Source organism: Paraburkholderia sp. GAS206C (assembly GCF_050435645.1).
GTDB classification, from domain to species: Bacteria; Pseudomonadota; Gammaproteobacteria; order Burkholderiales; family Burkholderiaceae; genus Paraburkholderia; species Paraburkholderia phenazinium_B.
Genome location: NZ_JBNDKR010000009.1, coordinates 70,002 through 82,056 on the forward strand (window position 1 = coordinate 70,002; position 12,055 = coordinate 82,056).

A 12,055-nucleotide genomic window follows, 5' to 3' on the forward strand; every position below is an offset into this window, starting at 1 on the left:
GCCATGTGTCGTGGCCAGCCCTTACTCTAGAACTGTCTTAGAAAACAAGGGTTTGCAAAGTGTTTCGGCTTTGTAACAACGTAAAGTGTTTGAAATGTTTTGGGCTGCGCAGGGGTGTCGACACCCATAATGCAGCCTCGATGATCCCATGAAAATTATCTGACAAGTTGTCAACGAGTCTGCCCTATATGCGTTTTAAAGCACATGTGCAGCCTGGTGACGATGATCAGTCTGGGCATCCTTACCAAGCGATCCATCGCAGGATTTCTCGAAGAAACAGGCCCGCGCCAGGTAGTCCCGGCGCGACTGGCAAGGCGAGCAAAGCGAGTCGCTTTTAACAAACCGCAGTACTTTTGCCTGATTTTTTTACGAGGAGTTCTCTCTATGCGAATCGCTCAAATCGCTCCGTTGCACGAGGCGGTTCCCCCCAAGCTGTATGGTGGAACGGAACGGGTAGTGTCCTACCTGACTGAAGCTCTGGTCGAACAGGGACACGATGTGACGCTCTTCGCGAGCGGCGATTCGCAGACCTCGGCGAAACTCGAAGCGTTCTGGCCGCAGGCGCTGCGCCTGGACCCGACGATTCGCGACGTGATGGCTCCGCACATGCTGCTGCTGGAAGAAGTGCGCCGTCGCGCAGACGAATTCGATGTGCTGCATTTCCACATTGACTACTATCCGTTCTCGCTGTTCGCCCGTCAGCCGGTGCCGTTCCTGACCACGTTGCATGGCCGTCTCGATCTGCCGGAACTGCAACCGATCTTCAACACGTTCAGCGACGTGCCGGTGGTGTCGATCTCGGACAACCAGCGTATGCCGCTGCAACAGGCCAACTGGCTGTCGACCGTGTATCACGGTCTGCCGGAAAACCTGCTCAAGCCGATCCCCAACGTCAAGCCGAGCTATCTCGCCTTCCTCGGCCGTATCTCGCCGGAAAAGCGTCTCGACACGGCCATCCGCATCGCCGAACAGGCCGGCCTGCCGATCAAGGTTGCCGCCAAGCTCGATAAGGCTGACCGCGCGTACTACGAAGAAGTCATCAAGCCGCTGATGTCGCTGCCGCACGTCGAATACATCGGCGAAATCAGCGAAGCAGAGAAGACCGAATTCCTCGGCAACGCCCACGCGCTGCTGTTCCCGATTGACTGGCCGGAGCCCTTCGGTCTGGTGATGATCGAAGCCATGGCTTGCGGTACGCCGGTCATCGCGTTCAACCGCGGTTCGGTGCCGGAAGTGATTGAGAACGGCGTGTCGGGCTTCGTGGTTGAAGACGAAATCAGCGCAGTCGCTGCCGTCAAGCGTCTGAACACACTGCCGCGCGAAACGGTCCGCAAGGCGTTTGAATCGCGTTTCTCGTCGAAGGTGATGGCGCAGAACTACGTTGCTTCGTACGAAGAGCTGCTTCGTCAGAAGCGCCGTACCGTGCTGCGCGAAGTCAACGCAAGCTGACACTCTCGTAAGCTGTCCCGTTCGGCGCCGTTGCCTGCAGACGGCTTGCTGGACACCGACAACGCCCCGCGTGCTCGATGCACGCGGGGCGTTGTTGCATGGGCGCCGCGCATTGCGTCATGAATGTGTTGAAAGTGGTGTTTTGGAGGGAGTAACCGTGAGCCGCCTCGGTAATATCCCTATAATGGCCGTGCCGCAAATTGGGCTGCGGCGTCGTCAACGACAGGAGGATGCCTTGGCGAGAACGAAAGAGACGCGTGCGAACGCGGCGCCAGGCGCCGGAACGATTTTCGCGTTGCGTGCCATCGGTCTCGTGATTCTGGCGCGGTGGCTGTTTTCGATGTCGACGATGGACTTCGTGTCGTCGTTGGCCGCTATGGCTTCGTCGCCATGGGCCTGCATCAACCTTGTCTTTCTGTTCCTGCTGATCTTTTTGCCGGGCGCGCGCGCCCGCGCCGAGCGCCCGTTCCATCCGCTGCCGCAATGGCTGCGCCAGGCGTTGCGAGTGTTCGCTTTCCTGGGATTCCTGTTCGCGGTCTTTTCGGTGGGCGCCTTCGTCTGGAGCGCGGGCGGGCGTCGCGCGCTGCAGACGATAGCGGCAACCAACGGCTGGCTGGTGGCGGCGCCGGCCTTGTATGCGGCAGTCATGTGGATCTGCCGTCCGCGCGCACTGTGGCGCACCAACGTTGCGGCGCGCCGCTTTGCGATAGGGCGCTACGCGATCTCTGTCGATGCCACGACGCGCACGGTGGTTGTCTGGGTGGAAAGCCGCAAGCTCGGCCAGTATGACGCGCGCGAGTTGTCGGTGCGTTGGCCGGACGGGCAGGCTGGCGGTGCAACGCCGGCGCCGGTGTCTGCGCCAGTTCCTGCGAACGTTGCCGGGAGCGCTGCCGCAGCGGTTGTTGTCAACACTGCCGACACCCAAAGCGCACCCGCCTCGCCTGCGGCCGCCGCGTCGGTGCCGCGCGCGGCAGCCCAGGTGGGCTGGATGCATCGTCGGCCGAAGGTTGAACTGCTGTGGGATTCTCCCGCAGCAGCAGGGCACAACCGTCAAACGGTGTTTCGTGCGGCGCTTGCCACTGAAGGCGACCGTGTCGCCGCCCGTGCGCTCGATACTTCGCTGCGCCAGGCCTGACACGGCGCAGTGTTGCCTGATGATGCGCCGTTGCCGGATTTGCCTTTCTTTGCTGCGTGACTTACTTCAGCCGCGATTGCAATTCGTTGGCGAGTTGTTTGATCGCGGCCTTCGTCGGTGCGTCCTCGGCGAGTGCGTTGAGCAAGCCGAAATCGTGGATCGTGCCGTTGTAGCGGACAGTGGTCGCGTCATCGCCTGCTGCGTCGAGCTTGCGTCCGTAAGCTTCGCCTTCATCGCGCAGCACGTCGAACTGGGCGACCTGAATCAGCGCAGGTGGCAGGCCCTTCAACTCATCCAATGAGGCACGCAACGGCGATGCGTAAATCTCGTTACGCTGCTTCGGGTCCTTCGTGTACGCGTCCCAGAACCACTTCATCATCGGAGCGGTCAGAAAGTGCCCTTCCGGATAGGCCTTATACGAGCCGTCGTTGAAGTTGTTGTCCGTGACCGGCCACATCAAACCTTGAAAGCGGATCGTCGGGCCTTGCTTGTCTTTCGCCATGAGCGAGACCACCGCGGCCATGTTGCCGCCCACGCTATTGCCGACCACCGCCAGGCGGCTGCCGTCGACGCCGATGTCATTGCCATGTTCCGCAACCCATCTGGTCGCCGCGTACGCCTGGTTAATCGCCAGCGGATAACGTGCTTCCGGCGACGGCGTGTAGTCGACGAACACCGCCACCGCGCCGGACTGCACGACGAGATCGCGTACCAGACGCTCGTGGGTCTGGAAGTCGCCAAGAATCCAGCCGCCTCCGTGGAAGAACATGAAGACCGGCAAGGTACCCGTTGCGCCCTGCGGACGTACGATCGTGATCGGTACGGTTATACCGTCCTGTTCGATAGTCCTGTTCGACACCTCGATGCCCGACAGATCGACCTTGACGCTGTTCTGCGCGGCGATCAGCACCTGACGCGCTTCGGCCGGGGTCAACGTATTGATTGCCGGTCCTGTGCCGCTGTTGAGGGCATGGAGGAACTGGCTTGTCACCTGGTCGGGCGTGGCGGGTGCTGCCGGCGTCGCGGCAACGGCAAACGTCGTGCTGACAGCAAGAGCGACGGCGAGCAGCATGGGTTTGACGGTCTTCATGGTGGATTCCGGTTGATGTAGTTGAAGTGGGGCTTAAGCGATCGTCAGCGTCACGTCGATGTTGCCGCGCGTTGCATTCGAGTACGGGCAGACGATGTGCGCACGGTCGACCAGCGTTTGCGCCGCTTCGCGTGCCATGCCGGGCAGCGAGATCTTCAGTTCTACTTCGATGCCGAAGCCGTTCGGAATTACGCCAATGCCGACGCTGCCGTCGATCGACACATCCGCCGGGATGGCGATCTTGTCGCGTGCGGCGACGAACTTCATCGCGCCGAGGAAACACGCGCTGTAGCCGGCCGCAAACAGTTGTTCAGGGTTGGCGCCTTCGCCGCCGGCTCCGCCCAGCTCTTTCGGCGTGGTCAGCTTGAAGTCGAGATTGCCTGCGGGCACAACAGCACGACCGTCACGGCCACCGGTTGCGTGGGCTTGGGCGCGGTAGAGAACTTTGTCGAGGGACATGGTGAAACTCCTTTCAAGAGGTTGAGTTGCTAAAGTTTGCTATCTACTACTAGATAGATTTCCATCTACAAAAAGTGCGTGCTTCCATTTCACATCTCCCGGTTATCTATCTACTCAGAGATAGATAACTCGGCCAACTAAAGAGGTGGCGTACCACCTCGCAATTCGACTGCGTTACCGCGAGATTCTCACCGAAGCTTCGATATCTTCGAGCCGAGCCTTGGTGTGAAACAACCTGCTCGCCAGCACGCTGCCCTGGAACGCGGCGAAGAGCGTGCGCGCCGCGTTTTCCGGCTTGCCGTTCACTGCCAGCGTCTTTTCCTGCGCACCTTGCGCGAGAACTTTGGCCAGCCAGTTTTCGTTCGCCTTGAAAAACGCCTGTATTGCGTGGCGAATGTTCTCGGGCAATGACTCGATGTCCGCAGCCAGCATGCCACACAGGCAGATCTGATTGCCGTCACCGAGGGTTCTGCCAAACATCTTTGCGTACTTGCTGAGCTTTGCATCAGCCGGCAAGGAAGCGTCAACAGTGTGGATGGCGTCGAACACCTCTTTGCTGTACTCGTTCACCGCTTCCAGTACCAAGTCGTCTTTCGACGGAAAGTAGTAGTGGATGCTCGAGGTCTTTACGCCGACCAGACTCGACAGATCACGGTAACTAAATCCGTTATAGCCGCGCATCATCATCAGCGTGATTGCGTGGTTGAGGATCTGTTCGCGGACCGTCGATGTCGTTTCCATGGATCGAACTTTATCTACTGATAGATAGACTGTCAAGAGGTGAGGTGAAAATTTTTTTGCGGAGCAGGGGAGGGATGCTGCGCATCCCTCCCCGCTGCTTGCGGATTATTCGTCCACCAGCATTTCCGGGTCGTCGATCTGCCGGGCGCTAGCATTGGCATTGCTGCTGGTGCTGACGCCACGCACTGCCGCTCTCACGTCCGGTTCGGACAGGCCCTTGATTAACTCCAGCGCCTGGCGTTCGAACAACCTGCGATACAAGCCTTTCTCGAGCTGGATCAGCGCTTCATGGCTACCTTCCTCGATGACCTTGCCCTTATCGAGTACAAGCAGCCGGTCCAGCGCCCGAACAGTCGACAACCGGTGCGCGACGACGAGCGTCGTGCGTCCCACCATCAGCCGTTCCATGGCTTGCTGGATCAGCAACTCGCTTTCACTGTCGAGACTCGAAGTGGCCTCGTCCAGAATCAGGATCGGCGCGTCTGCCAGGAACGCCCGCGCAATCGCCACGCGCTGACGTTCGCCGCCCGAGAGCTTGACGCCGCGCTCGCCCACCAACGTGTCGTAGCCGTTGGGCAACGTCACGATGAAGTCGTGAGCGCTGGCGAGCTTCGCAGCCCGCTCGATCTCGGCGCGCGTGGCGCCGGGACGCGCATAGGCGATGTTCTCCGCCAGCGTACGGTGAAACAGCACCGGCTCCTGCTGAACGATGGCGATCTGGCTGCGCAACGACGACTGACTGACCAGGGAGATGTCTTGTCCGTCGATCGTGATGCGGCCGCCCGTCACATCGTAAAGCCGCTGGATCAGCTTGATGAACGTCGTCTTGCCCGAACCCGAATGCCCCACCAGTCCGACGCGTTCGCCCGGCGCAATGCGCACCGAGAAGTTGTCGTACAGCGGCGTGGCGAGCGAGCCATAGTGGAACGTGACGTGCTCGAAACGGATCTCGCCCTTTTCGATCCTGATCGACCGTGCGCCGGGCTTGTCCTCGATACCGAGAGGCTGCTTTTCGAGCGAGACGAGTTCTTCCATGTCGTTGACCGAGCGCTGCAGGTTGCGTATGTGCATGCCTACTTCACGCAGATAGCCTTGCAACATGAAGAACATCGTCAGGGCGAACGTGATGTCGCCGACGCTGGCCTCGCCGTGAGCCCACAGGTACAGCGCGGCCCCGAGGATCGACGCCTGGATCACCACGAGCATGCCGCCCTGAACACCGCCGTTGAGCGTGCCGCGCACCCACGTCCGTCTGGTGCGATGGCGCCATTTATCGATGATGCGGCCGAGTAGCACCTCTTCGCGCGCTTCCGCGCCGAACGCCTTGACGACTGCGTTGCAGCTCACCGCATCGGCGAGTGCGCCGCCCATCCGGGTGTCCCACGCGTTGGCCAGACGCGCCGCCGGTGCGACGAAGCCGAGCGACAGCATCGCCGTTATCGCGATGTACAGGATCGAGCCGAGCCCGACGACTGCACCCATCAGCGGCCAGCGCACGCCGAGCAGCACGGTGGAACCCACCAGCATGACGAGCGACGGGAACAGCGCCACCAGCAGCGTGTCGTTCAGGATGTCGAGCGCCCACATGCCGCGCGTGATCTTGCGCACTGTCGAGCCGGCGAAGCTGTTGGCGTGCCAGTCGGTCGAAAAACGCTGCACCCGGTGAAAGGCATTGGCGGCGATCTTGCTCATCATCTTCAGCGTCAGCACGATGATGTTCATGAAGACGCCCTGGCGCAGCAGGGTGGCGCCGAGACCGAGTCCGGCCAGAATGGCGAATGCGGTCACGGCCGCATGCCAGGCGGCCGGGTTGCCGGCCGAGCCCGATGCGATCGCGTCGACGAGGTGCCCCGCGAACAGCGGCGTGAGCACGTCGGCCAATGCCGAGAGCAGCACCAGGCTGGTGACGGCGAAGATGCGCCAGGGTTGTTCGCGCCAGTGTCGAACGGTGAAGCCGAGGACGTCCTTAAAGACCTGTCCGCGTAAGTCGAGTTTTTTTGTAGTCATTGGTCACGGCCTGGGGACGCAGAGACCCCGGGATTCCAGTCAGAAGCAATAGGAATAGACAGCCGAAGCGGGCCAGACCGAACTGGCAAGCTAGTGTTAGACCGTCTGGAAAATGCGCAGGCTTGCCGAAACGGCGGACCTGCGTAGGCGACTAGTTAAGGTCGCGAGGCCACGTAAAGGGTGGCAATGTGCACGCTGAACAACATGTGATGCCTCCCTTTAGAGTTGAGTGAAGTGAAGAACAACGTTGGACGGAACTGATGTCCGAAGCTCGAATATATAGTGGCTTTATTGTGGTTGCAAGAGCGGGCGGCGTGGATGTGGTTGATTTGATACGAAGAATGGAAGAGGTCTCAGAATAAATCTGCGAGACGGTCGCGGAATCCACGGAAAGTCTGAGTGATTCGTTGGAGTCCAGCGGTCAAACCAGGGTCGTAGTAGTGGATGATCAAGGAGCGTCGTTCCCCTGACTCGACGTCGAAATTGCTGTGCAGCGTAACAAAGCCGTTGAACACGTAGACGTTGCCGGGTAAGCACACTATCCGATCGCATCGCCCTCTGGACCGGTCACGATCGAGCAGCGCGCGGCGGACGGGGAGCGGGAGTACATGCTCGATCATGAGCCAGGTCTTGGTGCGCACGTTGGCAATCAACGAAATCGACTCGCGCTGGCGCTTGTACACGACGAGATCGCCGCATCGATCGTATCCGTCAGCAAGCTGCAAAATAATCAGTATCGTCAGGATGTGGGAATCGTAATGCCGCAGGTAGCTCTGTGAAGGCATGCCAGAGTCGACGCAACGAAGTACATAAAGCGGCTCGCCGGTAAGTTCCTTGCCGAGCACGATGGCCGCCCAACCGCGAGCGGCAGAGCATGCCCGACTCTCCATCGCATTGAAGCTGTCGGACGCCCGCAGCAACTCGGCGAAATTCCTTGCCATCGATGCGGCGCGTCGACCGTCGGCCGGGCGCCATTCATGTCTTGCAGTATCAATGGAGCTATTCATGTATTCGAGCAGGCTGCGAGGCACCACGCCTTCGAATACCCTGACTGGATCCCGTTGGTCTGTTTGATTGTTGTCATTCATAGGTCCACCTTACGCGGAAGGCGTCGCTGCACGTTGACCGATAGTGTCGGGATCCTACGTCACCCATTACCACGTCGACGATACCCGGCGGGATATCCCGTCGCCGCTACGATTGAGCAGGATACGATGCAAGATCCCGCGCTGAATCGGCCAGGCAAAGTCTTTCCGCCTCGACAACATTTGCGAGCCGCTCCGGGCGATATGGACCGTTGGCTTCTAAACTCCTCGCGGCGCAGTGGCGGTTACCAGTCGAATGCTACTGTGAATTGTCTGATAGATGACGGACAAGCTATATGCGCTATCCGCCGTGAGTCGGTGAATTCCAGTGGCAGAAAGGCGATAGGCGACCTCATGCGAGCGAGCGGCCGTGCCACTTTGATAGCCGACGCTGCGGCCATGGTGACTCGAACGACTGCAAGAGGTTGACCCGATCGGCTGCGCGGTGCTGCCGGAGAATATGGGCGAAAAAAAGCCCCGCGGTTGCAGGGCTTTTTTGTGTTGCGTTAGCAGAAGCTCGCTGCCGGCCGGAACAGTTGGCCAAACCAGCGCTGGATGCGTTTCCAGAGACTTCGGCTGAATACTGGTGGGTGGTACAGGGATTGAACCTGTGACCCCTGCCGTGTGAACCCGAAAACTGCCCCAGAAATACGACTTCAAAAATCCGAACACCCCTATCTTACAGGGGTTTGGCGTTGCATGGGTGGTTTACCCATTGCATGGGGTTGCTTGCTGGTGCGCCACTTTTGCGCCAGTCCGACAGGCATGCGCACGCCTGTGATTCGGGCAGTACCGCCTCATGATGATTGACGCAGCGAACTGCTGTGCCAAGAGGATAATCGCTCGAAAAGCATCGAGACTTCACCAATTTCCGCGGCGAAATCTTTGACTTCCGGCCGTGGATGAAGTCGCTTACCCGGATGAGGGTCCGGGCGAAGAACAACCGTTACTTCTTCGTTGGTATCAAGGCGAATTCCGAACACTGCATCGCGCCCTTGGGCATCCTTACCGTACCTCGAGACCTTCATTGCGAAGTTTTCTGTCGGTGGTTCTAAATTTATCGATTGGTCGGACGCTTTTCCCGATTCAACCAGCGGATGTTCCATGGCAACAGGTGCCGACAGGGGAGCCTTTATGCGCATCCAAGCTTTGGACGCAGGGATTTCGCGCACTGTCATATCCGGAAACACCTTGAACAGTGTGCCGGCCAGCAAATCAGCCCCTTGGCGCACGAGGGTGCGGCCAGAAACCGAGGGCACAAAACCCAAGGGCTCAAGGCCTTGGGCTTCGGCCGTACCGGCTTCTATGCCGATCAAGACGAGATGAACGGTATTGTCTGGGAGGCGAGCGATCTTCAATCGCGCACCATACATTGAGAGGTCCGGCCAGTATGTAAGCCTATTAGGCTTCGCTAGGTTGAGCAGTGACCTTTTCTTGGCATTATTCTTTGCTACGGTGATTTTGCGTTTTAGCACCCTGGCGCGAATTCGGGAGTCTTCCGCGCTTCCAATGCCTTGTGTGAAAGGTGCGGATTGGTTGGGCGTCCAAAAGGCGGAGAATTCTCCTTCGTCAAGAAGGGAATATGGTAAAGCGGAGTAGTCTCGTCCGCCAACCCACAAGCGCAGGTTTACGACCTTGCTTGGATGGTAATCGGGAACGAAGACGTCGGCAGTAGCCTCATGGTCGGCGAAGCGTTGCTCGCGGCATTCAAGTTCGTACGCCCACCACCCCCCACCTCTAGGGACGAATTCAAAATCATCCAACAAGTTCTTATCTTGGGTCGTCGGCCTTCGCACGTATGGCAGGTACCTGATTTCCCCCCCAAGGCACCGAATTTTCGCGATCCACCCTTGGAATGCCTGCGCCATTTTATCGTCGCTAAGGCCCTCAAGAATTTCATTACCTCCCGATCCTAACTCGGGCATCGGTGGATAGCCGTCCTTCATGTGATTAACGCCATCAATGAAAAGCGTCAGGATATCCCATCGAATTTTAAAAATGTCTGCCGGCTGTTTGTTGAACAGCGCTTCATCCCAGAAGCCGAGTTCCTGGAGGTCTTCAAGAGTAAGCCAGTTCTTCGCTGCAGCACGGCGAATTGTCTGGACGAGCGTTGCCGGAACGCCTTTCCATCCACAGTCTCGATATTTTTCAAATGTCGCGCCGCGCCGTGACGTATCGGAGCGTGGATTGATACACAAAGCGCTTTCTAGGTCAGCGGTGGTAATTCCCGGATTGATCTCGGTCGCCCGGCTCTGGATGCGTCGCAATATGCTGCTTGCAGCATCTAAGAGGTGCTGATGTTCGGGCGTGCCGCAGGGTTTTGTCATGCTCGATCCAAGCTCGGAGGCGGTGCGAACAGCATACCTAATCCATGCAATGCCTCGCAAGGGCGATTACGCGCTCGCAAAACCATTCTGCGGTTTCGGGGGTAATCGGAGGGACATGTTAAACAGCGGGGTAGTCGAGCCTAAGTCGCCCACACGGCAATGGTCTACTCTGCGGGCCGTACCTATGCTCATCTCTACGTCATTCGGACAAGTCGGGGGATGCAAATGCAGGCAGCAAAGTGGTTGGCGAAGGAATCGATCAAGGAAGGCGACAACAATAGTTCCACTCAGGAGCAACGGGACTTTCGTGCGCTCTTCTGGGATCTGGATCCGGCAGCGATGATCACCGGCGATGAGTTTGCGGCGCTCATGTGCATTACGCGAGCAGCATTCGATTTTCGGCTGCACGTCGGCAAGATCGTTGATCCGGTCATTCGCGAGAGCCGCTGCGTGCGGTGGCGTGTCAGCGACGTGCGTGCGTTCCTCGAAAGCATGCAGAAGGTGCCAGTTGATCCGGCACGTGTGCTCGGCGGGCGGGCGCAGCGCGTCCTGGTTCGTGAAGCGGCCGGACTGCCTCGCCGTGGCCGTCCGCGTCGTGAAGTATCTGAGACGGCAGAGCAGTAACACCGCTAAACCAGAGAATGACGATGGATCTCGACAGCGAAGTTCTGCTGACAGCGGCGGCCGTGAACGGTGCTGACGAACCGGCTCCGATTGCGGAGGCTCTAGTGAAGTTTCCAAGAGTGCGGGAGAGAGGGGCCGAAGCAAACGCGAAATCAGTTGCAAAAGCCGAGGAGGTCGATGCACAGCAGCTTTTGCCGTTTTGGCCCGAGAAGTTCCGGGCCCTACCGAGCGAGATTTTCCGGTCGGCACTCTTCAACGCGCGCAACAAGCGATCCAAACGCGAATACAAAAAGGAGCGAGAGATTGCCGTCATCGGCCCCGGTCATGTGACGCATACAGGGGAGGATCTGCGCCAAGACGATGAAACAGTGTGGCTCCAACTGATCCAGCTCGCGAAATCTCAGCCGCTGGGCTCCTTGATACAGTTCACGGCTGGATCGTTCCTCAAGGCAATCGGTTGGCCGCGCACGAAGGAAAGCTATGAACGATTGCGTACTTGCATGATTCGGATGCAGGCTGCATCGCTACAGATCGTTGCTACGAGGCTCGGCAAGGAAAGTGGTAAGGCGTTTTCGATGATCCCCGAGTTTGAATGGCAGGATGCTGAGACGAAGAAGCCACTGCGCCGCTATACCGCGAGACTGGCACCGGCGCTGGTTAAGTTATTCGATGGAAAAGGGTATTTCACCCGAGTTGAGTGGGCACAGCGGCTCGACTTACCAGTGGGACTCGCGACTTGGTTGCATGGCTATTTTGCGAGCCATAGCCAGCCGTATCCGATCAAGCTCGAGACCATTCGTGACGGTGCTGGTCTCACTACTGTACGCCTCGCGCACCTCCGCGAACTCGTTGAAGACGCTCTTAACGAGTTGAAGCGCGTGAAGTTTCTGGCGAGTTGGCAATTCGATGGTCAGAACAAGGATCTAGTGATCGTCGAACGCGCCCCGGTCTCGGCATTGGAGCTTGAAAGCGACGAATAGTGTACAAGCCGTGAAATCGAGCATCCCCGAATCCGGCCGAGGCTCACTTCGTTTCCACCGCTGCAATCTTTGACCGACAACGATGCAACGTTTGAACGACAGACTTGATTTGGGCCCGTGCAATTGGCCCTGCGCAGAAAACTTTCCGATCAGGCAAA

The 12,055-nt window shown here is 58.7% G+C and carries 10 protein-coding genes; 4 read left to right on the forward strand and 6 right to left on the reverse strand.

The genetic code is table 11. The annotated features are described in order from the left end of the window. Positions 1 to 384: 384 nt before the first annotated feature. Together P3T20_RS24925 and P3T20_RS24930 are read left to right on the forward strand one after the other, a co-directional pair. Positions 385 to 1,449, forward strand: coding sequence for a glycosyltransferase family 4 protein (locus tag P3T20_RS24925; protein WP_074263864.1), 1,065 nt, complete (start codon positions 385 to 387; stop codon positions 1,447 to 1,449). A 235-nt stretch (positions 1,450 to 1,684) separates the two neighbouring features. Then, on the forward strand, positions 1,685 to 2,584 hold the full coding sequence (locus P3T20_RS24930; RefSeq protein ID WP_074263865.1) for a hypothetical protein: 900 nt from the start codon (positions 1,685 to 1,687) through the stop codon (positions 2,582 to 2,584). A gap of 61 nt (positions 2,585 to 2,645) precedes the next feature. On the opposite strand, the gene P3T20_RS24935 is transcribed toward P3T20_RS24930, so the two are convergent. From P3T20_RS24935 to P3T20_RS24960, 6 genes are all read right to left on the reverse strand, one after another. Then, positions 2,646 to 3,674, reverse strand: coding sequence for an alpha/beta hydrolase (locus P3T20_RS24935; protein WP_074263866.1), 1,029 nt, complete (start codon positions 3,672 to 3,674; stop codon positions 2,646 to 2,648). Between the two features lie 33 nt (positions 3,675 to 3,707). Beyond that, positions 3,708 to 4,133: an organic hydroperoxide resistance protein gene (locus P3T20_RS24940; protein WP_074263867.1), complete on the reverse strand. Its 426-nt coding sequence runs from the start codon at positions 4,131 to 4,133 to the stop codon at positions 3,708 to 3,710. 174 nt (positions 4,134 to 4,307) lie between these two features. Then, positions 4,308 to 4,874: a TetR/AcrR family transcriptional regulator gene (locus tag P3T20_RS24945; RefSeq protein ID WP_074263868.1), complete on the reverse strand. Its 567-nt coding sequence runs from the start codon at positions 4,872 to 4,874 to the stop codon at positions 4,308 to 4,310. A 105-nt stretch (positions 4,875 to 4,979) separates the two neighbouring features. Beyond that, positions 4,980 to 6,881, reverse strand: coding sequence for an ABC transporter ATP-binding protein (locus tag P3T20_RS24950; RefSeq protein WP_074263869.1), 1,902 nt, complete (start codon positions 6,879 to 6,881; stop codon positions 4,980 to 4,982). Between the two features lie 353 nt (positions 6,882 to 7,234). Then, on the reverse strand, positions 7,235 to 7,969 hold the full coding sequence (locus P3T20_RS24955) for a hypothetical protein (protein WP_143787480.1): 735 nt from the start codon (positions 7,967 to 7,969) through the stop codon (positions 7,235 to 7,237). 794 nt (positions 7,970 to 8,763) lie between these two features. Beyond that, entirely contained in the window at positions 8,764 to 10,293 is a 1,530-nt protein-coding gene (locus P3T20_RS24960) for a hypothetical protein (RefSeq protein ID WP_429288163.1), read from the reverse strand. A 219-nt stretch (positions 10,294 to 10,512) separates the two neighbouring features. Between P3T20_RS24960 and P3T20_RS24965 the strand changes: the two genes are divergently transcribed. Together P3T20_RS24965 and trfA are read left to right on the forward strand one after the other, a co-directional pair. Further along, positions 10,513 to 10,917 (forward strand): hypothetical protein, encoded by a 405-nt coding sequence (locus tag P3T20_RS24965; RefSeq protein WP_429288164.1) that lies wholly within the window; start codon positions 10,513 to 10,515, stop codon positions 10,915 to 10,917. 23 nt (positions 10,918 to 10,940) lie between these two features. After that, on the forward strand, positions 10,941 to 11,897 hold the full coding sequence (trfA, locus tag P3T20_RS24970) for a plasmid replication initiator TrfA (protein WP_429288165.1): 957 nt from the start codon (positions 10,941 to 10,943) through the stop codon (positions 11,895 to 11,897). Positions 11,898 to 12,055 lie beyond the last annotated feature (158 nt).